Source organism: Tersicoccus sp. Bi-70 (assembly GCF_001968825.1).
In the GTDB taxonomy this organism is placed as follows: domain Bacteria; phylum Actinomycetota; class Actinomycetes; order Actinomycetales; family Micrococcaceae; genus Tersicoccus.
On the sequence record NZ_MIEU01000002.1, the window covers coordinates 744,464 to 767,552 of the forward strand.

Below are 23,089 nucleotides of genomic sequence, written 5' to 3' on the forward strand. Positions count from 1 at the left end.
CGGTGGCGGTACCCGCCACCGCCGCCACCGCCGGCCCCGTGGTCGACGGACGATGCGTCCGCCGGGGCGGAGAGCCCCGTGACGATCAACCCGACGAGGGCAGCAGCACTGGCAAGCGCCCGAACCCGTGACTTCCTCAACATGAGTGACTCCTCGATGAGCAGGACGCGGGCCGGGAGGGGTCCGCAGGGGCCACTATGAGCACCGGCTCAGGGGAGTGTCCACACTTTTGTCAACATTTCTGCGGACAGTCGGCGGCGCGAGGCCGCACTGCCATTGCCCGTCGACGCTCGCTTGCTCGAAGGCAGCCTCCAGATGCGCCGTGCAAGTCGGTGGTGCAGGTCGGTGGTGCACTCGGCAACTGGGATAAAAGGAATCAATGCAAGCGTCGTTGGTGTCGATGTAGACGGCGGCGAGGATTTGGCTCGAGAGTCGGCCGCGGCCCGTCAGTTCGTGGTCTCGTCGAGGATGTCGGTCCGGTTCAGCCCGTCAGGCGTCTCCGAGGCGGCGCAGCAGTTCGGCGGACGAGCGCGTTCTCGAACGATCGCCTGACCGTCGCCTCGCGTCGCCCGCGCGGCCGTCCGCCGTGGACTGCGCGTCCTGGTCATCGACGCAGACCCGCAGGGCAACCTGACGGCCAGCGCCGCCCGCGACGACGTAGCTGCGGACGACATCGGTCTGGCCGACGTGCTCAGCTCCCGAGCGCCCGAGACGCTGGCCGACGTCATCGTCCCCGGCATCTGGGACGGGCTGAGCGTCGTGCCCACCACCGGCACCGAACTGGCCGCCGTCCGGGACGAACTGATCACCGCCGGCGCCGGCCGAGAGATGAGGCTACGCGAGGCCCTCGCGCCGCTCCTGGCCGACTACGAGCTGGTCTTGATCGACTGCGCGCCTAGCCTCGATCAGCTGACCGTCAATGCGCTCACCGCCGCCGACGCCGTGCTGATCATCAGCCAGGCCAAGCTGTACAGCCTCAACGGGCTCGACGCGCTGCTGACCACCATCAGCGGCGTCCGCAGTTACTACAACGCGGATCTGCGCGTGGCCGGCATCATCGTCAACCTCTACAACCCGCGCACCATCAGCGCCCGCGGCTGGCTCGACGAGCTCACCACCGCTGCCCATGGCCGGGGGCTGAGCGTGTTCGAGCCGATCATGAACAGCCGCGTCGTCATCGCTGACGCCAGCGAAGCCGCCCGCGGCCTTGACGAGTGGGGGAGTAGCGACGCCCGCGAGCTCGCCGACGTCTACGACGCCTACCTCACCGCGACCCTCGAAGGAGCGAACGCATGAGCACCGCCAGGCCCGTCCACCGCAAGTCCAGCCTGCAGGGATCCAACCCCGTCGCCCCCAGCGTCCCTCCAGTGACAGGACAGGCCTCGCCGGCCCTGGTCTCAGCGCCGCGGCCCGCGGCCGCGAACTCGACCCCGTCGACCACCGGACCCGCCCAGCCGGTGGGGGAGGGGCGGAAGAAGCCCAAGCCGAAGGTCAGCTTCTACCAGGACCCCGAGGACACCGCCCGGATGAGAGGCGCCCTCAAGCACACCCAGGTCGCCGAAGGATCCCGTAGCCTCTCGGACTTCATCGACCGGGCCGTCATGGCCGAGGTCGAGCGCCTCGAGGCCCGCTACAACAACGGGGAACCCTTCGAATCCGTCGCCGCCCGCGAGCTACCGCAGGGCCGGCCGCTCGGATCCTGAGCCGAGCCAGAAAACCCCCTAACGCTGACATCAGTACTAATAACAGTCATCGACTGGAGAGAGCCCGATGAGTGAGACGCCCCTGATCGTCGAGCACGCCGAAGCCGCCTACGAGGCGATCCGGTCCATCTGCCACGACGTCCCGGCTGCCGTGCCGGCACCACACCTGTACCGGGTGCTCGGTGACCTCAAGAACGCCGCCGGGTACACCCAAGCAGAAGCCCTGGGGAAGCTCGCCTCCGCGCTCGAGCGGTCGCTGAGCGAGTACGACGTCTACGAGGACGACGGCGCCGACCCCAAGCTCCGGGTCAAGAGCGCCGTCAAGGCGATGCGCCTGGCCGCGGAACACGCGAGCAAGGTCGGGGAAGCCCTCGACGCCGCCCAGACCGCCATCAACCGTCAGGGCTACCGCGACTGACCTGCCCGCTTGCCGGTGTCGTTCCTGTACCGGAGCGCGCTGGTGGGGCTGGGGATCGCCGCCCGGGACCACGGCGGTAGCCCCATGCTGCTGTAGAAGCCGCCTGGAGTCTCTGGTGGGCCGGCATGGCTGTCCTGCGCCCTTGGACCCTACGGTGCCGTTAGGAGCACGTTCTGGTGCCAGCCAGGGCGAGAGTGGACCGACCCCCGGATGTCTCCCCCGTCATCCGGGGGTCTTCTCTGTCCCCGGCAGGTGGTGGGCTGTGGGCGTGGGTATCAGCGCGCGGCACCGGTCGATCGTTGATCGCCGGTGGGAGGTTCTGGCCGGCCGACTCGACCGGCCGCGGCCGGTACAGGCCGTGTTGGGGCCGGAGGAGCGGTTGACGTGGCCGGAGAAGCCGATCCCGGTGGTCGTCCGGTTGGTGTGGACGGATGGTCGCCGCAGCGTGAACGGGGCGGAGGCGATCGGCTGGAGCCGGCGGGTGGTGTTCGTGACGTTGGGGGAGCCGGTCGAGGAACGTGGCACTTACGTGATGGTGTGCGCCGGCCAGGTGAGACGCCGGAGGACGGTCTAACCCTCCGCACCCTCGGCGGTGATCTCGGGGGCCGGTCTGAGCAAGTCCGGCCCGTTGTTGCGGACACTGTTGACGAGGGTGCTGATCGGGTAGATGTCCAGGCTGCCCAGCTCGGGGGCTGCCATGAGGTTCAGCGCGACGTCACTGCCGGTGTCTGGGTCGAGCCAGGCTTCCCAGTTGGCCGGGGTGACGGCCATCGGCATCCGGTCGTGGACGCGGCCGACGTCGTCGGTCGCCGTGGTGGTGATGACGGCGTAGGTCACCCACCAGGGGTCTTCGTCCTTTTCGGCGGCGTCGTTGTGCCAGAACTCGAAGATCCCGGCCAGGGCCAGGGGAGTGGCCTCGTCGCGTGGGTGGATGAAGTAGGGCTGTTTCAGCGGCTTCCCGCCCTTGCCGAGCCGGTCGGTGGGTAGCCATTCGTAGAATCCGTCGACGGGGACCAGTGCGCGGCGGGAGGCGAACGCGCGACGGTAGGACGGCTTCTCGGCCACGGTCTCGGCCCGGGCGTTGATCTTCCGGGATCCGATACCGGGGTCTTTCGCCCACGAGGGCACCAGGCCCCACCGCAGGTTCCGCAGCTGCCGCTCCGCCGGCGCGTCCCGGTCCTCCCTCGGCGGTTGTGCGACGACGACGGGGGCCCGCTTGGTCGGGGCCATGTTGTAGTCGGCCGGCAGCTGCGGGTCGGCGTGATCAGGGGGGATGTCGAAAGCGCGCGTCAGGTCCGCGACGGGGCGGACGGACGCGTAACGGCCGCACATGCAGCCCACTCTACGAACGGCACCGGCGGACCGGTGTTCAGGCGGCCGCCTGGTGGCAGGTGGTGGCCAGGTGCGCCGCCGCGGCGGGGGTGGTGGCGCGGGCGACGTCGAGGTCGGCGCCGGCGTCGACGCACAGCCACAGCGCCCGGCGAGCAGACAGGCACTTCGGTGCTGCGGCTGGGTTCGACATGGTGGCCCGGTACACGCCGGCGGCCTCACCGAGCAGCTCGGCGCTGCCGTCGGCGGCGTTACGGATCTCAGCCAGGACCGGGTCACGGTCTCCAATGGGGGCGGCGGCGCGCTCGGTGATCAAGCTCAGGAGCGACGCCAGGGGCATGGACTTCGTTCTGGCCATCGGAACATCGTCCCACGTCAGAGGTTTACAGGCCGAATCCGGGCGGTGTGGACTAGGTCACGAGCGGAGCAGGGCAGGGGTCACCAGACAGGCCGTGACGGTCAGCGCTGCGATGAGCAAGGTGCCTCCGCCCCAGCGGAGGGCCCCGCTGCTGGAGGGGCTGTTGATGCTTCTGACCGAGCACAGAAGTCCGGCGGTGGCGCCGATGAGCGCGAAGACGACGATCAGGATCAGTCCCGGCACTGATTTCCCCCATGATGCTGCAGCTACCGACGGTCGGCGGACACCAGCTTACGGCGTAAGCCCGCACTGACCTGGGTGCTAAGTGGTCAGCGGGAAGCGTCGTACGCCTCGAGAACCTTCAAGGGGACGCGGCCGCGGTCGCTGACCTCGTGGCCGTTCTCCCGGGCCCATGCCCGGACCTGTTCGAGCTCCCCGCGGGACCTGCCCGACGATGAGCTGGCGCGGCGACGCGGAGCATTCGATGCGGAGCCTGCGACGCGGCGCGCGGAACCGATGTAGCCGGCGTAGGCGTCCCGTAGCTCCTTGGCGTTCTCGTTGTTCAAGTCGATCTCGTAGGACGAACCGTCGACACCGAACCGAACGGTCTCGGTTGCCGTTGATCCGTCGACGTCGTCGACGAGCTGAATCTCCACACGTTGTGCCACTCGGTGTACCTCTCGAAAGAGTTGCGGGGAAGGCTGGGAGTCGCCTGAGCTGTTCTCAGCCTTTCACGTCTCGATTCGTGCTTGCAGCAACCTGGACTCGGCGGGGGTGTTGCCATCAAGGTTGATGAGTCCAAGTGCTGAGCGGCCGGTGGGGCGGTGTAGGAACCCGAGAGCGCCCCGCCATCCAAGATGGATGACGGGGCGCTCTCGAAGTTGTCAGCTTCCGACTGAGCGCAGGCGTTCTCAGTCGGGATTGACGTTGCAGGGAAGGACGACTCCTCCAGGATTCTCGAACGGACCGTACTTCACCGAGTGCACCGTGACGTAGATCGAGTTGACGTACCTGTAATTCGTCCCTGTGGTGCAGTGGTCGAGACCGATCGCCGTCGCCACCCGGTTGTAGGGGCTGTCGGGGGACCAGATCGGTCCGCGAACGTCCGAGTAGACGCCGCAGAACGGCCACGCGCCCGCGCAGGTTGATCGCAGCCGCGCTTCGAGGCGATGGACGTAGAGGTCGTTGGGGTTCGTCGACGTGCACGAACTCTGGCCGCCCCACTCGACATTGTTGTTGATCTTCATCGGACCGTGGAAGCTGCCCGTACAGGCGCCGTACGACAAGCCGCCAGCGGCCATCGTCGCCGATGTCCGAGCCTGAGGTGAAGAGGCGGCTACCGGGTAGAACAGCGCGAAGTCGCCTCCCTTGTCGGAGACGAATCGCGCTCCCTTCCCGTCCGCGACGACGGTGGACTGGGTGAGATCGACATTGTGGGCCTGCGCGTACTCGCGCATCTCCGGGGTGAGGGTAGATGTCGTCGGAGTGGGTGACGCGGCGCCGAGCAGGGGAATCGAGAGCGAGAGCGCCAGAACTGGGATAACCATCTTGAGAATTGAACGCATCGAATGTTCCAATCAACTTGAGACCAACATTGATGTTTCATATTCGACGGCCGTGCGGAGACTCTAGCTTTCGAAGATCTCCTTGTTGTCGAGTGCTGCTTGAGTCTGCTGAACGGTGAGACCGGTTACCGACGCAATCCAGTTGCGGCTCCCAGCGCCTTCCCCATGGATTTCGCGAATGAGTTCAGCCAGTTCGTGAGCCCTGGTCCTGGCCTCGGCTGACGCACGTCTGACTTCGGCCGCCTTCGTGTTGAGGCGGCGAAGATCATCCTCGGACCCTGGTTTCACCATCTTCGACTCATCTTCGAAATCGAAATGAAAATCTGGCACTGTCCCTCTCTCTGTCGAATGCAGGTGAGGCTATGTCACAGATCACTCCTCCACAAGGGGTGAAGGTGGCAGAAACGACCAGTAGTGAGGCCCCCGGCCAACAGGTAGGTTGCCGGAGGCCTCATCGTCTGCCGGGGCAGAGCGCCCCGAGCTAGCTCCGGGTGACCTTGTTGAAGTACGACGGAGAGGCCAGGTACTTCGTCTGGTTGGGGGCCACGAAGATGCCAGTGTTGCCGTTCCAGAACGTGGTCGTATTCGAGCCGGCGAAGATCTTCACGATGCTGCTCATAGTTCAGTTCAGCGATCCGGTGCCGTAGAACCCGTTCGGGGTGCCGTTGCTGGATGTCGCGCATGCATCCGTAAGCGCGCAGCCCGGGCCTCGGTGAGATAGGTAGGGGGTGATCTTCGGCTCTTCGATGTAGCCGGCGATGGTCTTGCCGTGCTCATCGGTCAGCAGTTGAGCGGGTTGACCGGAGCGTTCGATCCGCCGCAGTTCGGCGGGGCTCTGCTTGCCCACGAGGGAGTGAAGGCGCTTGAGGACGGCCTCGTCGTTGGTTGGGGTTGGCTCGCCAGGCAGTGCCGGCGTCAGGGGGGTGCTCGCGGGTGCGGAGTCGTGCCCGGCGGATGCTGTCGTCGCCGCCTCGGGCACCGTAGCCGGCGAGGTTGCATGCGCTGGAACCGCAGCGATGGAGATGGAAGCGGCGCATAGGGCCGTAAGGGCGGCGATACGAGTCGTCTTGAGGATCACTGCCGGACTCCTTGGGTGAGGTGGGTGCAGCTGTTGACTGCATCACAGGACGCTACCGTCAGGTGGCACGCTCTGGGCTGTTAGACACCCCCTTGTGACGGCAGCGAATCCAGCTGCGCAAACGATCGGGCCAATAAGGACCGATTCTGACACGGTGATTGCACGGGTTGTGCGAACTGTGGTTCCGGGAGGGGCGAACCGTGTATCGAACTCGGGGAGCGAGACGGCCGACGCCGAGGGGTGCTGGCGGTGTGAGGGACGGTCGAGGTTACTCGGCGACCCGGGCGTGGACTGGATCTTGGGACGTTGCCTCGTCCCCGACTTCGAGGTGCCAATTCTTGGGTGAGCCGGTGAGACTATTGCGCTTTGACGAGGCGTTATGCATGATTCATCCATCTGGGGAGCGGCGGTCGTGCGAGCGACCGTTGCGTCATCGGGACGCGTTCCCCCGCTACGCGAAAGTGGGGGGAACGTGAAGGTGAAGACAACGCTGAACCGGGCCGTGAAGGCTGCCAGTGCGGCGGCCCTGGCAGGTGCTCTGATCACTGGGGGAAGTCTGGCGCCGGCTTTCGCCGACGACCTGCCCAGTGACCCGGTCGTCACCGATCCGGGAACCGGTGGTGGCACGACGACTGATCCGTCCGGTGGGGGGCTTCCAGCTGAGCCCGACGGCGGCGCGTGCGAACCGGGCTGGTACTTCGCCGCCAAGACTCGGGGCGCAGACACCTTCGTCGGCGTAGGCAACATCTTCACCAACAAGAATCAGACCGGGCGGACAACGACCGTGACGTTCACGTCGCAGACCGCCGGCACAGTGGGAACGGAGGTGTCGGGCACGCTCGGCACCTCTATCAACACCGCCCTTGCCTCCGTGAACGCTACGTTCGGAGTTTCGGCGAGTTCGTCGAAGACCGTCACGACCGGCATGTCCGTGACCTTCTCGGTGCCGAACGGCAAGTACGGGAACGGCCAGTATGGAGCGTTCAAGATCAACGCCAACGGCATCAGTCAATACCGGACGCCCACCTGCAAGGTCACCTCCACGCGAAGCGTGAGCATCTCGTCGCCGATTCGAGTCGGCTGGCGGACGTGGATCGACTGAGATGACCCGTGTGATCGCCGTGCTGGCGGGGGGTGTTGCCGTCGTAGGGCTTCTTGCCGGGTGCACCGCTGGATCGAACGCTGGATCCAACGGTGGGTCGACCGGAGCGGCGACCTCGTCAGTGTCGACCTCTCTGCCCGTCTCGCCGACGCCGGCTCCTTCGGTTATCCAGTACAAGCCTGGGGCTGGAGAGGTGGTTCTCGCGTCAGCATCTCAGAAAACGGGGGAGCAGTACGTGGGCAGCGTGGCTCCGAAATCTCCTGCCGTGGGAGTGTTCTTGGACTGTCTCGGGGCTGGGACTATACAGGTCAGTCTCGATGACGTGGGGAGCTTTCCCATCGATTGTTCGACGGACCCGCACGCCGGTACGTCATTGAACGAGTTCGATGTCCGATACGCCAAGAAACCGATCGGAGTGAAGGTCGTGGGGCAACCTGGCCAGCGGTGGTCGGCCACGATCGTGGAGCGGAACCCGAGTAAGAACGACCGGCCCTAGGGCCGGGGTCGTATGGGGTCGGACTTGGCTCAGCACTGCTGAGCCAAGTCCGACCTCTCTTGTCCAAGGAGCAGTCGACTCATCCGCCGAGCCGTCACCGTCACGTGCCGCTCGTAACGGTTGAGGCAACATCTCGCCTCTGGATCTCTCGGTACACCGTGGCGCGGGAGACCTGGAAGAGTTCAGCGAGCTCGGTGTGGGTGTGCTCGCCGGCGTCGACGAGGGTGAGCAGGTGCCGCCGGCGGCTGGGGGAGAGGCTGGGGGCTCGCCCCTTGAGCCGGCCGCGGGTTCTGGCGATCGCCATGCCTTCGCGGGTGCGCATCCGGATGAGGTCGGCTTCGAATTCGGCGACCATGCCGAGAACGTTGAACAGGAGCCGGCCGACGGGGTCGTGGGGGTCGTAGACGCTGCCGCCGAGGCTGAGCGCTGCGCCGCGTTCGACGAGTTGGTCGGCGATTGCGCGGGCGTCGGGCACGGATCGGGCGAGCCGGTCGAGCTTGGTGACGACCAGGACGTCGCCGCTGCGGATGGCGGCGAGGGCGGTCTCGAGGCCGGGGCGGGCCCGGTTGGTGCCGGTGAGTCCGTGGTCGACGTGGATGCGCTCGGCGTCGACGCCGAGCGCGACGAGCTGCTCGCGTTGGGCGGTGAGGTCCTGGCCGGCGGTCGAGACGCGGGCGTATCCGATCTTCACGGCCTCAGTGTTGCAGAAAAGGCCCCCTCATCGGGCATTTCATCGGGCGGGTCTATCGGGCTGTGAACAGCTTCGCTCTGTGTCGTCCTTCTGGCTTCGCTTCGTGTCGGGTAGCCCGGTCGCTACGGCTGCAGGAGCTCTCGTTCGATGCGTTCTGCGACGGCGTCCCGCATTGGTCGCACGTCTTCCGGTGACCAGGAGTTGGGGTCGGGGAACGACCACTCCAGGACCGTGCCGCCAGGTTCTGCGGGGAGTTCGAGTCCGGGCTTCATGAGGACGACGATGTCCGCGTGTTCGAGCAGGTCGGGCGTCACGCGCCGCGGCATGCGTGCGGTGATGTCGAGGCCGAGTTCGCCTACGGTCGCGGCGATCGAGGGGTTCACCTCGTCGGCCGGGGTGATGCCGGCGGAGGTGGCCGTGTATCGGTCGGGTGCGGCGAGTTCGAGGAGTGCTGCGCCGAGTTGTGAGCGGCCGGCGTTGTGCTTGCAGATGAACAGGACAGTGGGCTTCGTGGTCATGGATGCAAGTCCGGTCAGTTGGTGCAGCACGAGGTGTTGCCGGTAGCCGAATCAAGCGGAGTGCAGCAGGCAGCGTCCTCAGCGGCAGGAGTGGCGGTGGCGGGCGGGGTGGTGCAGCAGGAGCTGCCGCCGATGTCGGTGGAGCAGACACCCGTTTCGGGGAGGACGAGTTCGAGCTGTCGGGCTGCGGTGTGGTCGCCGGCGAGTTCGGCGGCGATGGAGCGGACCTGCTCGTAGCCGGTGAGGAGCAGGAACGTGGGCGCGCGGCCGTAGGACTTCATGCCGGCGATGAAGAAGTTCGGCTCCGGGTGCGCCAACTCGGCGACACCGTGCGGGGGAACGGAGCCGCAGGAGTGCAGGTTCGGGTCGATCAGTGGTGCGAGGGCTCGGGGTGCTTCGACGATGTCGTCGAGGCCGAGGCGGATCTCGCGGAGCATGTCGAGGTCGGGCCGGAATCCGGTGGCGTTCACGATGACGTCGACAGTGACCGCGAACGGCTCTCCCGCGCGCCGGCCGGTGACGGTGACCTGGTCGCCGTCGGCGCGGACGTCGTCGATCTCGTACGAGGCGATCTGCTGCAGCTGACCGGACTCGACGAGGCCGTGGACGGTGGACCCGAGCTGACCCCTGGCCGCGAGGCCGTCGGCTGCGTCGGCGCCGAGCCGGGCGGTGCCGGCGTTTCGGACAGCCCACAGCACTTCGGTACCCGGCGCGGTCTTGGCGAGGCTGGCGAGCTTGATGAGCGTGTTCGCCGCGGAGTGGCCGGCACCAACGACGAGGACCCGCTTCCCCGAGAACCGGGCCCGGTCGGCGCCGAGGACGTCAGGCAGTGCGTGGACGACGCGGTCGCCGAGGTCCGCGGCGGGTGCGAGCCCAGCGGCAGTGAGGGGGTTCGGTGATGTGTAGGTGCCGGAGGTGTCGACGACCGCACGCGCGGTGATGTCCGTGACGCCGTCGGCGGTGTGGAGGCGGAGCAGGAAGGGGGTGTCGGCGCGGCCGGTGGAGCGGGTGCGGTCCATGCCCTGCCGTGACACCGCCTCCACCCGGGTGCCGTAGCGGATCACCGGTGCGAGCTGCGGGGTCGCAGCCAGGGGCGCCAGGTACGTGTCGACGAGGTCCTGGCCAGTGGGCAACGACGCCGCTCGAGGCGCTTCCCAGCCGGTGGCTTCCAGGAGACGCTGCGCGGCAGGGTCGATGACGTACTGCCACGGGGAGAACAGGCGCGTGTGTCCCCACGCGCGGACGCTCGTCCCAACCGTCGGGCCAGCTTCGTAGACGACGACGTCGAGGCCGCGCTCGAGGAGGTGCGCGGCGGCAGCGAGCCCGACGGGGCCGGCACCGATGACCGCGACGGGCAGCCCGGTGAGGCGGTCCGCGTCGGTCCGGGGTGGGACGGTGAGGGTAAGCGTCATGGTCTGCGGCTTCCTGGTCGTTACGCGGTTGCTTCGGTGGGCAGCAGCTCGGCGAGGAGCGTCTGGACGCGGTGCTTGACGTCGTCGCGGATGGGGCGGACGTCCTCGATGCCGCGGCCGGCGGGATCGGTGAGTTCCCAGTCCTCGTACCGCTTGCCCGGGAAGATCGGGCACGCGTCGCCGCACCCCATGGTGATGACGGCGTCGGAGTCGCGGACGGCGTCGGTGGTGAGGATCTTCGGCTGGTTGCCGGCGATGTCGATGCCGTCTTCGGCCATCGCCTGGATCGCGATCGGGTTGATCTGGTCCTTCGGCGCACTGCCGGCGGAGAGGACCTCGACGCGGTCGCCGCCGAGTGCCTGCGCGTAGCCGGCGGCCATCTGGGAGCGTCCCGCGTTGTGGACGCAGACGAACAGGATCGTGGGCTTGTCACTCATGGGTGTGTGTCTTTCCGGGTTCAGCGGATGAGGGTGAGCCAGCCGGCGAGGGCGGCGAGGGTGACGGCGAGGACGGGGACGGTGAGGACGATGCCGGTGCGGAAGTACTGCCCCCACCCGATGTGGATGCCCTTCTTCTCCAGCACGTGCAACCACAGCAGGGTCGCGAGGGAGCCGATGGGGGTGATCTTCGGGCCGAGGTCGGAGCCGATGACGTTGGCGTAGACCATCACCTCGTGGGTGAGCCCGGTCGCTCCGGCTCCGCCGATGGCGAGGGCGGCGATGAGGACGGTGGGCATGTTGTTCATCAGGGACGCGAGGATCGCGATGGTGAACCCGACGCCGAGCGCCGTGACGAGCACCCCGTGGTCGCCGAACACGTCGAACAGCTTCGCGAGGTGGTCAGTGAGGCCCTGGTTCTGCAGGCCGTAGACGACGAGGTACATGCCGATGGAGAACAGCACGATCTGCCACGGCGCCTCCCGGATCGTCTTCCACACCGGAATCACCCGCCCCGACGGCGCACCCGCACCGCCACCGGCGGCACCGACGGTGGCGGTGCCGCCGGTGGTGACCAGGACCGGTGCGGCCTGGGCGCGGGCGAAGAGGAACGCGGGCTGCCGGGCGGCAACGAGCACGATCACGACCGCCCCGACACCAGCGACGGCCGCGAGCGGCACACCGAGTGGGTCGGCGGCGAAGTAGCCGACGAGCAGCAGGGCGAGGACGACCCAACCGGCGCGGAACGTCGCCCGGTCCGTGATCGCGGCGGTGGGGCTGGTGAGGGCGAGGACGTCGTACCGCTTCGGGATGCTCTTGCCGAAGTAGAGCAGCAGCATGCCGAGGGAGGCGAGGACGGAGACGATGCCGACGGGGATCATGACGGCGGCGTACTCGGCGAAGCCGAGGTGGAAGTAGTCGGCGGAGACGATGTTGACCAGGTTCGACACCACCAGCGGCAGGCTGCCGGTGTCGGCGATGAACCCGGTGGCGAGGATGAACCCGAGCGCTGCCTTCTGCGGCATGTTCAGGGCCCGGAGCATCCCGACGACGATCGGGGTGAGGATCAGTGCGGCCCCGTCGTTGGCGAACACGGCCGCGATGACGGCACCGAGGCCGACGATGAGGACGAACAGCAGCCGTCCGTTGCCGCGGCCCCAGCGGGCAACGTGGAGGGCTGCCCACTCGAAGAACCCGGCCTCGTCGAGGATCAACGAGATCAGCACCACCGCGACGAACGTCAGTGTCGCGTTCCACACGATCCCGACCACTGTCGGGATGTCGGAGAGGCCGACGACGGTGGTGGCGAGGGCGATGACGGCGCCGATGAGCGCGGTGTAGCCGATCGGGAACCCCTTGGGCTGCCAGATCACCACCACGAGCGTCGCGACGAAGATCGCCGCAGCCACCACAGCCATCACCATCAGCCGATCACCGCAGCCTGGTTCACTGCAGCCTGGTTCGCTGCGGCGGCGGCGCGTTCCCAGCCCTGCGCGGCGACCTGCACGGCGTCCCACGGGGACCCGAGCGGCGGCGTGTAGGAGAGGTCGAGGTCGATGACGTCGTCCACGGTGAGCTCCGCGTGGAGGGCAGTGGCGAACGTGTCGATGCGCTTGCTGATCTCTGCCGAGCGCTGCCCGACGATCTGCGCACCGAGGAGCCGACCGGTGCTCTGGTCGCCGGTGACGCTGATCGTCAGCGGGACCGCGCCCGGGTAGTACCGCTTGTGGTCATCCGCCACCGTCACCCGCGTCAACGGAGACACCTCCAGAGGGCCGGTCTCGTGCTGGCGGAGGCCGGTGCGGGCGGCGACGAGATCGAACACCTTCACCACCTGCGTCCCCACCGAGCCTGCGAAAACCTTGCTGCCGCCGAGCATGTTTTCCGCGGCGACGCGGCCCTGCTTGTGCGCTGTCGTCCCGAGCGGCAACCACGTGGTGCCGAGGAGCCGGTGGTGCGTCACGACGCAGTCACCGGCAGCCCACACATGCGGCACCCCGGTCCGCATCGATTCGTCGACGACGATCGCGCCGGCCTGACCGAGCCGTGCCCCAGCGGCGACCGCGAGGTCCGTGACGGGATGGACGCCGACGCAGACCACGACGAGGGCGAACGTGCCCTCCGCGTCACCGGACGTCGACCTGGTGGCGACGCGCCACTGCCCACCGCCTGTCGGGGCGATCCCGGTGACGGTCGACCCGGTCAGGACGGCCGCGCCATGGCGGCGGACCTCGGCGGTGACGAGGGACCCGAGCTCCGGGTCGAGGGTGGAGAGCACTTCCGGGCCACGCTGAATCAGCGTCGTCTCGAACCCGCGCGCGACGAGCCCTTCGGTCATCTCCAGGCCGATGTAGCCAGCACCGACGACCGCCACCCGGCTCCCCGCCGGCAGCAGCTCGAGGGCAGCGACCACCTGCTCCGCATCAGTCATGGAGTGCAGCAGGTGGATGCCAGATTCCCCGAACGGGACCCCGGCCGGGCGCACGGGCTCGGCGCCGGTGCCGATCAGCAGCTCGTCGTAGGAGATCTGCTCTTCCCCGGCAGCGCCGGTGACGGTGAGGCGGCGGCGGTCGACGTCGACGGCGGAGGCCCAGGTGGAGGAGCGGACGGTCATGCCGGCGGCTTCGAGGTCCGCGCGGGTGCGGTGCGCGAGGGACGCTTCCGTCGCGACGTCGCCGGAGACCCAGTACGGGATGCCGCAGATGGAGAAGTTCGGGAACTCGTCCGCGAGTACCACCGTCACATCGGTGGTCGGGTCAAGTTCGCGGGCGCGGAGCGCTGCGGCGATGCCGGCGTCACTGCCGCCGACGGCGAGGAGGTGAGTCATCAGGCTGGTCCTTCACGGATCGAGCGGGAGCCGAAAGCCGGCCCGTACATCGAAGCACGTCGATATCGATGAACGCAAATATAGACGCCTGTCGAAGTCGGTGGGAGGATGAGCCCATGACGATCGAGCTGCTTCCCATCCAGGACGTCACCGCGTGCTGCTCGCCCGTCACCACCGAGGCGATGGACCAGGCGTCCGCCGAGGTCCTCGCGAAGTCGCTCAAGGCGATCGCGGACCCGGCCCGGCTCCGGCTGATCTCGATGGTCGCCGCGCACGACGGTGCCGAGGCCTGCGTCTGCGACCTGCAGGAACCGCTCGGCCTGTCCCAGCCGACCGTGTCGCACCACCTCAAGGTCCTCGTCGACGCCGGGATCCTCCACCGCGAAAAGCGCGGCACCTGGGCCTACTTCTCCCTCATCCCCGGCGCCCTGGACACCCTCGCCGGCCTCATCACCGCGCCGGCGAAGTAGTCCACCGCGACATGGTGGCGCGAAGTGCTTGCCGAATGTCCGCCGGCCGTGTCAGAATCGTCCTGCGTTCATAGTGCGCGCCTACAGCCGGTCCTCTGGATCGGCTTTTTTCATGCCCGCCTGCTCCGCTACCCTGAGGCTGCTCGGCACGCGTCTGCCCGGGAATCTCGCGGGTGTCGCATAGGCGCTGTACGCTGACACTCAAGGCAGCACGACGCTGTCTCCGGCCGGCCCTCTCAGGACCGGCCTTTTTTATGCCCTGATCTGACTCGGGCATTCGCAGGGAGCTCTCGACGCTCCTGCCATCCGCTGCCACGCCTCGTTGCGCGCCGGCGGTCCTCATGCCCCCACCCGAGGACGGGTGGGTTCTGGCCGCAACTGGCCAACCCCGAAGGAGGCATCATGCCCATCACCGACACGGTGGACATGCTGACGGCCTCCGGTGGTACTGCTGCCCTGACTGGCGTCATCGCCGTCGCCAGCGGCGTGCTCAGCGCGTTCCTGTCCAAGCAGGTCGTCGCGCTGATCCAGCACGTCATCGACGTCATCGACGACCGCACGCTGGCCAAGGATCCCGAGCGAGCTCGCATCGTCGCAGAACTGCGTCGAGCCCGCCGCGGGCAGCAGTAACCACCGGTTCAAAAAGCCGCCCCTCATTCGGCCAGGAGTGTGAGCAGCTCCGCTCAGTGTCGCCCTTCAAGCTTCTCTCCCTGTCGTCCCGCGTCACGAAGCGGACCGGTTCTCGAGGTGCGGAAGATCGTCGGTGCGGGCATGGGGTGGTGGGTGCATACTGGTGGTGTCTTCGGACCCGGCAGTGGGGCTTGCCGGACCCAACCTCGACACTCGTCGACAACAGTCCCTATCTCAGCTGGTTGCGCTTCTGTGCGCCTGAGGTAGGGAGATGTCATGGTCGAGTCGAGCACTGCCGGTGTTGTCGTGGTCGGTGTGCAGTCCGGGCAGGGGCACGACGTCGTCGGTGTCGCGGCTGCCGTCGCTGAACGCTTCAGCGCCCGCCTGGTGTGTGTGGTCGTCGATCCGGCGCTGCTGTCAGCGGGGGTGCGTGCGGACGGGTCGGAGATCATCGAACCGATCGACCCGGACACGGCGGACAGCGACCCGCAGCAGCTCCCCGACGAAGACATGCGGGTCATCAGAGATCTTGCTGCGGCGCGATCGGTCGACGTGGACTTCGTCTCCCGCGTCGGGGACCCGAGTCACGCACTCGCTGCGGTGGCTGAGGAACGTGACGCGGTGATGATCGTCGTCGGATCCCAGGCTGGCCGACGCCGGATAGCGGAACTGCTCACCGGGTCCGTCGCCGCGCACCTGACGCATCAGCAGCACCGGCCGATACTGGTCGTCCCGCACGACCCGGTCGGCGCCACCGTCCTCCTCCCGTCGGAAGCCCCGTGACGGGCATGCTGACGCTCCTGCGGCATGGGGAGAGCACCGCGAACGAAGCCGGCACCTTCACCGGGCTCCTCGACGTCCCGCTCACGCACCGCGGCGAACGGCAAGCATCCGCAGCCGGACAGCTCCTCCGGTCGAACCACATCACGCCGGACGTCGTGGTCACCTCCACATTGCGCCGTGCCGTCCGCACCGCCGAACTGGTCTGCGACGCCCTCGGGACACAGCTGCCCACGGAAGCGGTGTGGCAGCTCAACGAACGCAACTACGGTGCCCTGACCGGGATGACGAAGACCGACGCCCGTCGGATGCTCGGTGACGACGAGTACGTGCGGCTCCGCAGGTCCCGTACCGGCACACCGCCACCGATGTCGCTGCACCTGTGGGAGGAACTGCGGTCGAGCTCCGCGCTGCGCGGCCTGCCCGACGGCGCCCTCCGACGCACCGAGGCACTCTCGGACGTCATCAAGCGGGTCCGCCCCGTCTTGCACGACCGGCTCCTGCCGATGGTGCGGTCAGGGCGGAGCGTCCTCGTCGTCGCGCACGGGAACTCGCTCCGCGCACTCTGCGCATGCATCGACGACCTCACCGACCCGGAGCTCGAGCAGCTTAACCTGCCGACCGGGCAACCCGTGCAGTACCACCTCGCCCCGACGGGTGCTCTCGTCCCGCGGGGTGGGGCGTTCCTGGATCCGGTAGCAGCACAGCACGCCGCGGCGCTGGTCGCGGCAGAAGGCGGAACATGACCACCCGAACGGACACCCCGATGCCCGACGACCAGCTCCCTCCCGACCCGGACGTCGACGTCTCCGACCCGGCAACGACCATGCGGCCGGTGCATCTGCGGTGGCGGTACGTCGGCCTCGTCGCCGTCGGTGGGGCCGGCGGTACTGCCCTCCGCGACGTCATCAGTAGCGTGCTCCCTGCCGATGGCGGAGTGAGTTGGTCGATCTTCTGGATCAACATCACCGGGGCGCTGGCCCTCGGTGTGCTGTTGGAAGCGCTCGCGCACCGTGGGCCCGATGCCGGTCGCCGGAGGGTGCTGCGGCTGCTCCTCGGGACAGGGGTCCTCGGCGGGTTCACCACCTACAGCACCCTCGCCGAGTCCACCGCCGCCCTGTTCCTCGACGGCCACGGCCTCGCTGGCACCGGCTACGCGCTCCTCACTGTCCTATCCGGCGCGATCGCGACCGCCTGCGGTCTCGTCGTCGCCGGCTGGTTCCGTCCCCGAACGGAGGAAGCATGAACGCCGCCCTCATCGTCGTCGTCGCCCTCGGTGGCGGTGCCGGCGCTGCCGGTCGGTTCCTCCTCGACGGGCTGATCAACACCGGCCGGGAGTTCCGGCTCCCCGTCGGCACGCTGACGATCAACATCACCGGGTCGCTGCTGCTGGGGATCATCGTCGGCGCCGCCACGCACCTCGGCGCGGTGCCGGTCGCGGTCCTCGGCACCGGGGTGATGGGCGGCTACACCACGTTCAGCACCGCCAGCTTCGAAACCGTCCGCCTCGCCCGCAGCGGACGGATCACCGCCGCCGCGATCAACGGTCTCGGAATGCTCGTCGTCTCCGTCGCCGCCGCGACCGCCGGCATCCTCCTCGGCGGCACCCTGTGACCACCCCACTCACTGACCACACACCCGCTCCAGCACCGGAGGTACCCATGCTGTTCGACGTCACGATCGAGATTCCCCGCGGCAGCGGCAACAAGTACGAGGTCGACCACACCACCGGCCGGATCCGGCTCGACCGGGCGGTGTTCACCAGCATGGTGTTCCCCCAGGACTACGGCTCCATCGACAACACCCTCGGCGATGACGGCGACCCCCTCGACGCCCTGGTGCTCCTGCCCCGTCCCACGTTCCCCGGCGTCGTCATCACGGTCCGGCCGGTCGGGATGCTGCGCATGGTCGACGAGAACGGCGGCGACGACAAGATCCTCACCGTTCCCGCTGGCGACGACCGCTTCGCGCAGCTGCGGGACATCACCGATGTGCCGGAACACACGCTGGCGGAGATCGAGCACTTCTTCGCCCACTACAAGGAGATCGAGCACGGCAAGCACGTCACCACCAACGGGTGGGCCGACCGTGCTGCTGCCGAAGCCGTCATCCGCACCGCACAGAACGCCCACACCCGACACCCGTGACCCACGGGTCCACAGACTGCCGCGGGGAGGCACTGGCGCTGAGTGATCGCCAGCAGGTCGTCCCTCCGCCTCCCCGCGGCTTCCCCTTCCAACCACAGACCAGCTCGACGCATGACCCGAACCGAACCGAAGGAGCGTCACCATGAACGACTACATCAGCGGCATCCACCACCACGGAGCCCATCAGGGTGAGTACGTCACCCACCACGACCACCCCGTCACCATCGACGCCGTCCACGGCGCCCGCATCCTCGACTCCCGCGGCTACCCGACCGTCCGCGTGTCCCTCGAGCTCGACGACGGCCGCACCGTCACCGGGGACGCCCCCGCGGGCGCATCCACCGGCGCCCACGAAGCCGTCGAGCTCCGCGACGGCGGATCCGCGTTCGGCGGCCGCGACGTCACCCAGGCGCTCCACCTGATCGACACCGACATCTCAGGGCTCCTCACCGGCCGGTCGTGGTCGGCGATCGGGCAGATCGACGCCGCCCTTGCCAAACTCGACGGCACCACCGGGTACCGCCGGCTCGGCGCGAACAGCGTTGTCGCCACCTCGATCGCCGCATCCAGGGCCCTCGCCCATGCCGCGGACCTCCCGCTCTGGCAGTGGATCGCTGAGATCACCGGCTCGACGCCGCGGATGCCGGTCCCGCACTTCAACGTCCTCAACGGCGGCGCGCACGCAGCGAACGAGCTGGACTTCCAGGAGTTCATGATCGCTCCCGTCAACGCAGGCTCGATGGCAGACGCCGTCCGAATCGGCGCAGACGTGTACCACGCTCTCGCGGCGCTGGTTCGGGACCGGTTCGGCAGCCTCGGCCTCGGCGACGAGGGCGGTTTCGCACCGTCGATCGCTGCGCCCGAGGAAGCGCTCGACCTGCTCGTCGACGCGATCCGTACCGCCGGCTACGAGCCGGGCGTCGATCAGGTGGCGATCGCGCTCGATCCGGCCGCGAACGAGTTCTCCCAGGGCGACGGCTCCTACCGGGTGCTCAACGACAGCCTCGACCGGGACGGGCTGGTCGACTACTACCGGCACCTCATCGACACGTATCCGATCCGGAGCATCGAAGACGGGTTCGCGGAAGACGACCATGAGGGGTTCCGCCGCATGCAAGCGGCGCTCGGCGACCGGATCCAGATCGTCGGCGACGACCTCTACGTCACCGACCCACAGCGGATCCGCGACGGCGGCGAGCAGCAGCTGACGAACGCGGCACTGATCAAGCCGAACCAGATCGGGACCGTCTCCCAGACCCTCGGCGCGATCGCCACCGCCAAGAGCATCGGGATGGCCAGCATGGTCTCCCACCGTTCTGGGGAGACCACGGACACGTTCATCGCGGACCTCGTTGTCGGGACCGGCACCGGGCAGATCAAGTCCGGCGCACCCGGCCGCGGGGAACGCGTCGCGAAGTACAACCGGCTCACCGAGATCGCCGAGCAGCACCCGGAGCTGCCCTACGGACTGATCTGACCACCGGTACTCGAGCTGCGAGCAGTGTCCAGGAACGCCGTCACAGCGGGCCCCGGGCGGCCTGACCAGATCGCTCGCAGCGGCCGGATCAGTGGCGGGCCGAGCAGTAGCGCCCGGACGAGGGCACCGTCTTCGAGGTCAGTGTCGACGGTGCGGAGACTCATCACCGCGGGCGCGATGCCCGCTCGAGCGTTGGCGCGGATGATGCCAGTCGTTTCCAGCACTGCAGCCGGCGGGACCAGGGTCAGACCCGCGTCGTCGAGCCACGCTTCGACCGTGGAGCGGGTGCCGGACCCTTCCTCACGGAGCAGCAGGGGCGTCTCCGCGAGGTCATCCGAGGTGATGGCCGAAGCGCTTGCCCAAGGATGGTGCGGGGCGACGACGACCACGAGTTCGTCCTCATCGACCACCAGCGATGAGAGGCCAATCGGCGCAGCAGGAGTCTCCGTGAACCCGACGTCGGCAGCGCCGGAACGGACGAGGTCGGTCACGTCGGCGGAGTTCCCCGCGATCAAACGCACCGACGCATCCGGCGTGGCAGCACGGTGGGTGAGCAGCCATCCGGGCAGCAGGAGTTCGGCGATCGTCTGCGACGCTGCGATCACGAGGGATCCCGCCGGTTCCCGCAGCGCGGCGACGCCTGCTTCAAGCCGCCGGGAGGCCTCCAACACCGGGACGGCGAGACCGAGCACCACCCGGCCGGCGTCGGTCAGCGCGGTCCCGGATGCCGTCCGGTGCGCCAGCGGCTGACCGGTCGCCTGCTCCGCGGCACGCAAGCGCGCAGACACCGCCTGCTGTGTCACCCCCAACACCTCGGCCGCGCGGGTCAACGACCCGGTCTCCGCGACGCGGACGAGGACCTCGAGGGTGTCGAGGTCCAGGATCCGGTCCGTCAACCGCCGCAGTGCCACAAGCAACCATTGTGCCCTGCCAACGAGTCCGCCGTTCCCGAACCACGGGGCACACGCGCACGATGGGTGCATGTCCGCTCACCTCGCCCACGCACCCGCAGCCTCTGAGCACGGTGTGCGCGACCGGCGGCTGTTCCGGGAGCTGGAGCGGCCCGGCCTGATCGTGTCGAACCTGACCCCGAACTGGTTCGCGTCGATCATGGGGACCGGGATCGTCGCCGTCGCGGCCGCGTCGTTACCGCTGCAGTTCCCCGGTCTGCGCACGGCGGCGACGGTCGTCTGGGCGATCGCGGCGGTCCTGCTCGTCGCCCTCACCATCGCGACGGTCCTGCACTGGGTCCGCTACCGGAGCACCGCAGCGAAGCACCACCTCAACCCGGTGATTTCCCACTTCTACGGCGCACCGCCCATGGCGTTCCTCACCGTCGGCGCCGGCACGATCCTCCTCGGCAAGGACTGGATCGGCCTCCCCGCCGCCGTCACCGTCGACTGGGTCCTATGGACCATCGGCACCATCGGCGGCCTGCTCACCGCGGTCCTGGTGCCGTACCTGGCGTTCACCCGCCACGAGAACACGCCCGAATCCGCGTTCGGCGGCTGGCTGATGCCGATCGTCCCGCCGATGGTGTCCGCCTCGACCGGTGCGCTCCTCCTGCCGTATGCCCCCGCCGGGCAGGCACGGGAGACCCTGCTGTGGTCCTGCTACGGCTTCTTCGGCCTCAGCCTCATCACGTCCCTGGTCGTCATTACGCTGATCTGGAACCGTCTCGCGCAACACAAGGTCGGTGCCGCCGGTATGGTGCCGACCCTGTGGATCGTCCTCGGACCGGTCGGACAGTCCATCACCGCGGTAAACCTCCTCGCATCGAACGCCCCCGCCGTCGTCGACGCGTCGACCGCCCACGCACTGCTGGTCGTGGCGCTGGTGTACGGGTTCGCGATGCTCGGCTTCGCGCTGCTGTGGACCGTCATCGCCCTCGCCATCACCATCCGCACCGCCCGCGAACACCTGCCGTTCAGCCTGACCTGGTGGTCATTCACGTTCCCCGTCGGCACCTGCGTCACCGGCCTGAACGGCCTGGCCCTGCACTCCGGACTCACCGTCGTCGCCGTCCTCGCAGTCGTCTACTACGTGGGCCTCGTCGCCGCGTGGATCACCGTTGCCGTCCGCACCTTCCACGGCTCCGTCATCCGCGGCACACTCCTCGCACCACCACAGCCGGCATGAGCACCCCCGACGAACTCGCGGACGAGGTCGCGGACGTTCGATCCCTGAACGCCCTCGCCGAGGCATGGCGCACCGCACCCGACGGTTCACGGCGGTTCGTCCCGAACTTCGACCCGAGATCCGGCGGCACATCCAGCCGCGTCCTGGTCCTCATGCAGTCGCCCGGCCCCCAGACGATCGCCGCAGCGCACACGGCGATCTGCAGCGAGGACAACCCGGGCCCGACCGCGGCCGCGTTCCGCGCAGCCCGCATCGAGTCCGGACTCGCACGCAACGACTACCTCCGCTGGAACCTCATCCCGTGGGAGATTCTCGGCCGCGTCCGACCTGTGGACATCGACGAGGGGCGACACGCCCTCGAAACTCTGCTCAAGGTGCTCCCCGTGCTCGATGCCATCGTCACGTACGGTACCGCCGCCCTCGACGGAGTCATGCGGCACCTCACCTTGGACGAGCACCCCCGACTCGTACCCGTCATCGCGGCACCACACCCCTCTCCGGCCAACGGCCGCCATCGCGCGGAACAACAACGACGTTCCGTCCAAGCGCTCCGGCTCGCGGCGCTGACTCACCGGCTGTAGCAAATACGAACGATTCCGCTACAACTATCCGTACCGAAGCCCCGCCAGGGTGCGAGGCGGCGTGTCATGTAACGGAACCCAGTCCCGGAATCTACGTGCCACCACTACCCCTCCGGATCGAGTTTCGCTACGTTCTCTTCATGGGCCACCTCCTCGGGTACGCGCGCGTGTCCACTACTGACCAGGACGCGGCGCTGCAGATCGACGCGCTCAACGCCGCCGGCTGCTACCGCGTGTTCGTCGACACCATGTCCGGGTCGCTCCAACACCGGCCCGAGCTGGACAAGCTCCTCGACCAGCTCCGCCCCGGCGACACTCTCGTCGTCTGGCGACTCGACCGGCTCGGCCGGTCCATCCGGCACCTCATCGATCAGCTGCACGCTCTCGCCGAGCGCGGGGTCGGGTTCCGGTCGCTGCAGGAGACCATCGACACCACCTCACCCGGCGGCCGGCTCGTGTTCCACGTCTTCGCCGCTCTGGCGGAGTTCGAGCGGGACCTCATCAAGGAACGCACCAACGCCGGCCTCGCCGCCGCCCGAGCCCGCGGCCGGACCGGCGGCCGACCGTCTCGCCTCTCCGCGGACCAGGTGCGCACCGCGCGCCGGCTGTACGAGCAGCAGGACATGACCGTCGCGCAGATCGGTGACGTGCTCGGCGTCAGCCGCACCACCATCTACCGTGCACTCGCGAAGCACGCCGAGCCCGTCGTGGCGCGACGAACCAAGCCTTCCCCAACGATGTAGCTACCCATGGACGCAAGCGAGCGGTGGGGCATCCTTTGAATCGCCCCGGTTCTCGTGGAGGGTCTGAATCCCCGGAAGGATGATGATCATGCCAGCACCGAGGAAGTATCCGCCGGAGCTTCGTGAGCGTGCGATGCGGCTTGTTGCCGAGGCCAGGAAGGAGAGTCCGGAGTTGTCGTTGAACGCGG

General features: G+C 68.2%; 28 protein-coding genes and 1 pseudogene. 16 read left to right on the forward strand and 13 right to left on the reverse strand.

Annotated features, from left to right (window positions below; all coding sequences use genetic code 11):
- Positions 1-576: 576 nt before the first annotated feature.
- The 4 genes and pseudogenes from BGP79_RS03585 to BGP79_RS03600 all read left to right on the forward strand — a co-directional run.
- A pseudogene (locus tag BGP79_RS03585) lies at positions 577-1,296 on the forward strand (ParA family protein); the annotation flags it as partial.
- Entirely contained in the window at positions 1,293-1,703 is a 411-nt protein-coding gene (locus tag BGP79_RS03590; protein ID WP_076693215.1) for a hypothetical protein, read from the forward strand. The pseudogene BGP79_RS03585 and the gene BGP79_RS03590, both read left to right, overlap by 4 nt.
- 67 nt (positions 1,704-1,770) lie before the next feature.
- Positions 1,771-2,121, forward strand: a complete 351-nt coding sequence (locus BGP79_RS03595) for a hypothetical protein (protein WP_076693216.1) — start codon at positions 1,771-1,773, stop codon at positions 2,119-2,121.
- Positions 2,122-2,383: 262 nt separating this feature from the next.
- Positions 2,384-2,695 (forward strand): hypothetical protein, encoded by a 312-nt coding sequence (locus tag BGP79_RS03600; protein WP_076693217.1) that lies wholly within the window; start codon positions 2,384-2,386, stop codon positions 2,693-2,695.
- Here BGP79_RS03600 and BGP79_RS03605 read toward each other — a convergent pair.
- From BGP79_RS03605 to BGP79_RS16320, 6 genes are all read right to left on the reverse strand, one after another.
- Positions 2,692-3,453 carry an SOS response-associated peptidase gene (locus BGP79_RS03605; RefSeq protein WP_076693218.1) on the reverse strand — a complete coding sequence of 254 codons (762 nt, stop codon included), beginning with the start codon at positions 3,451-3,453 and terminating at the stop codon, positions 2,692-2,694. The genes BGP79_RS03600 and BGP79_RS03605 overlap by 4 nt on opposite strands.
- A gap of 37 nt (positions 3,454-3,490) precedes the next feature.
- Positions 3,491-3,808, reverse strand: coding sequence for a hypothetical protein (locus BGP79_RS03610; protein WP_143588279.1), 318 nt, complete (start codon positions 3,806-3,808; stop codon positions 3,491-3,493).
- A 329-nt stretch (positions 3,809-4,137) separates the two neighbouring features.
- A complete protein-coding gene (locus tag BGP79_RS03620; RefSeq protein WP_076693221.1) occupies positions 4,138-4,476 on the reverse strand; it encodes an Lsr2 family protein in 339 nt (112 codons plus the stop codon).
- Between the two features lie 243 nt (positions 4,477-4,719).
- Positions 4,720-5,373 (reverse strand): hypothetical protein, encoded by a 654-nt coding sequence (locus tag BGP79_RS03625; protein WP_143588280.1) that lies wholly within the window; start codon positions 5,371-5,373, stop codon positions 4,720-4,722.
- Positions 5,374-5,854: 481 nt separating this feature from the next.
- Positions 5,855-5,992, reverse strand: coding sequence for a hypothetical protein (locus BGP79_RS16550; RefSeq protein ID WP_158067114.1), 138 nt, complete (start codon positions 5,990-5,992; stop codon positions 5,855-5,857).
- A gap of 3 nt (positions 5,993-5,995) precedes the next feature.
- Complete coding sequence (locus tag BGP79_RS16320) at positions 5,996-6,451, reverse strand: hypothetical protein (protein WP_143588281.1); 456 nt, start codon at positions 6,449-6,451, stop codon at positions 5,996-5,998.
- A 472-nt stretch (positions 6,452-6,923) separates the two neighbouring features.
- Here BGP79_RS16320 and BGP79_RS16325 point away from each other — a divergent pair, with 472 nt between their 5' ends.
- Entirely contained in the window at positions 6,924-7,553 is a 630-nt protein-coding gene (locus BGP79_RS16325; protein ID WP_143588282.1) for a hypothetical protein, read from the forward strand.
- A 596-nt stretch (positions 7,554-8,149) separates the two neighbouring features.
- Here BGP79_RS16325 and BGP79_RS03640 read toward each other — a convergent pair.
- The 6 genes from BGP79_RS03640 to BGP79_RS03665 all read right to left on the reverse strand — a co-directional run bounded on the left by BGP79_RS03640 (position 8,150) and on the right by BGP79_RS03665 (position 13,934).
- On the reverse strand, positions 8,150-8,740 hold the full coding sequence (locus BGP79_RS03640; RefSeq protein ID WP_076693225.1) for a recombinase family protein: 591 nt from the start codon (positions 8,738-8,740) through the stop codon (positions 8,150-8,152).
- 122 nt (positions 8,741-8,862) lie between these two features.
- Positions 8,863-9,288 carry a low molecular weight phosphatase family protein gene (locus BGP79_RS03645; protein WP_233121040.1) on the reverse strand — a complete coding sequence of 142 codons (426 nt, stop codon included), beginning with the start codon at positions 9,286-9,288 and terminating at the stop codon, positions 8,863-8,865.
- Positions 9,273-10,670 carry an FAD-dependent oxidoreductase gene (locus BGP79_RS03650; RefSeq protein ID WP_038566163.1) on the reverse strand — a complete coding sequence of 466 codons (1,398 nt, stop codon included), beginning with the start codon at positions 10,668-10,670 and terminating at the stop codon, positions 9,273-9,275. Before BGP79_RS03650 ends, BGP79_RS03645 begins: the two co-directional genes overlap by 16 nt.
- Before the next feature lie 20 nt (positions 10,671-10,690).
- Entirely contained in the window at positions 10,691-11,107 is a 417-nt protein-coding gene (locus BGP79_RS03655; protein ID WP_038566165.1) for an arsenate reductase ArsC, read from the reverse strand.
- A 20-nt stretch (positions 11,108-11,127) separates the two neighbouring features.
- The gene (locus BGP79_RS03660) at positions 11,128-12,525 is read right to left on the reverse strand and encodes an arsenic transporter (protein ID WP_038569915.1); all 1,398 of its coding nucleotides are present in this window, start codon (positions 12,523-12,525) and stop codon (positions 11,128-11,130) included.
- A 5-nt stretch (positions 12,526-12,530) separates the two neighbouring features.
- Complete coding sequence (locus BGP79_RS03665; protein ID WP_038566168.1) at positions 12,531-13,934, reverse strand: FAD-dependent oxidoreductase; 1,404 nt, start codon at positions 13,932-13,934, stop codon at positions 12,531-12,533.
- Between the two features lie 116 nt (positions 13,935-14,050).
- Here BGP79_RS03665 and BGP79_RS03670 point away from each other — a divergent pair, with 116 nt between their 5' ends.
- From BGP79_RS03670 to eno, 8 genes are all read left to right on the forward strand, one after another.
- Complete coding sequence (locus BGP79_RS03670) at positions 14,051-14,404, forward strand: metalloregulator ArsR/SmtB family transcription factor (RefSeq protein ID WP_038566171.1); 354 nt, start codon at positions 14,051-14,053, stop codon at positions 14,402-14,404.
- A gap of 402 nt (positions 14,405-14,806) precedes the next feature.
- On the forward strand, positions 14,807-15,034 hold the full coding sequence (locus BGP79_RS03675) for a hypothetical protein (RefSeq protein ID WP_076693226.1): 228 nt from the start codon (positions 14,807-14,809) through the stop codon (positions 15,032-15,034).
- Between the two features lie 276 nt (positions 15,035-15,310).
- Positions 15,311-15,817, forward strand: a complete 507-nt coding sequence (locus tag BGP79_RS03680; RefSeq protein WP_076693227.1) for a universal stress protein — start codon at positions 15,311-15,313, stop codon at positions 15,815-15,817.
- A 5-nt stretch (positions 15,818-15,822) separates the two neighbouring features.
- A complete protein-coding gene (locus tag BGP79_RS03685) occupies positions 15,823-16,560 on the forward strand; it encodes a 2,3-diphosphoglycerate-dependent phosphoglycerate mutase (RefSeq protein ID WP_063718739.1) in 738 nt (245 codons plus the stop codon).
- The gene (locus BGP79_RS03690; protein ID WP_002854165.1) at positions 16,557-17,060 is read left to right on the forward strand and encodes a CrcB family protein; all 504 of its coding nucleotides are present in this window, start codon (positions 16,557-16,559) and stop codon (positions 17,058-17,060) included. The genes BGP79_RS03685 and BGP79_RS03690 overlap by 4 nt, the downstream gene beginning before the upstream one ends.
- The gene (locus tag BGP79_RS03695; RefSeq protein WP_002854166.1) at positions 17,057-17,428 is read left to right on the forward strand and encodes a CrcB family protein; all 372 of its coding nucleotides are present in this window, start codon (positions 17,057-17,059) and stop codon (positions 17,426-17,428) included. The genes BGP79_RS03690 and BGP79_RS03695 overlap by 4 nt, the downstream gene beginning before the upstream one ends.
- A gap of 47 nt (positions 17,429-17,475) precedes the next feature.
- Positions 17,476-17,961 carry an inorganic diphosphatase gene (locus BGP79_RS03700; RefSeq protein WP_002854167.1) on the forward strand — a complete coding sequence of 162 codons (486 nt, stop codon included), beginning with the start codon at positions 17,476-17,478 and terminating at the stop codon, positions 17,959-17,961.
- A 142-nt stretch (positions 17,962-18,103) separates the two neighbouring features.
- Positions 18,104-19,438, forward strand: coding sequence for a phosphopyruvate hydratase (gene eno, locus BGP79_RS03705; RefSeq protein WP_083701519.1), 1,335 nt, complete (start codon positions 18,104-18,106; stop codon positions 19,436-19,438).
- Here eno and BGP79_RS03710 read toward each other — a convergent pair.
- Positions 19,423-20,349: a LysR family transcriptional regulator gene (locus BGP79_RS03710; protein ID WP_002854169.1), complete on the reverse strand. Its 927-nt coding sequence runs from the start codon at positions 20,347-20,349 to the stop codon at positions 19,423-19,425. The genes eno and BGP79_RS03710 overlap by 16 nt on opposite strands.
- 70 nt (positions 20,350-20,419) lie before the next feature.
- On the opposite strand from BGP79_RS03710, the gene BGP79_RS03715 reads away from it, so the two are divergent.
- The 3 genes from BGP79_RS03715 to BGP79_RS03725 all read left to right on the forward strand — a co-directional run bounded on the left by BGP79_RS03715 (position 20,420) and on the right by BGP79_RS03725 (position 22,901).
- Complete coding sequence (locus BGP79_RS03715) at positions 20,420-21,577, forward strand: TDT family transporter (protein WP_058749366.1); 1,158 nt, start codon at positions 20,420-20,422, stop codon at positions 21,575-21,577.
- Positions 21,574-22,158, forward strand: a complete 585-nt coding sequence (locus tag BGP79_RS03720; protein ID WP_076693228.1) for a uracil-DNA glycosylase family protein — start codon at positions 21,574-21,576, stop codon at positions 22,156-22,158. The genes BGP79_RS03715 and BGP79_RS03720 overlap by 4 nt, the downstream gene beginning before the upstream one ends.
- A 140-nt stretch (positions 22,159-22,298) precedes the next feature.
- Complete coding sequence (locus BGP79_RS03725) at positions 22,299-22,901, forward strand: recombinase family protein (RefSeq protein WP_076693229.1); 603 nt, start codon at positions 22,299-22,301, stop codon at positions 22,899-22,901.
- The last annotated feature ends 188 nt before the right edge of the window (positions 22,902-23,089 follow it).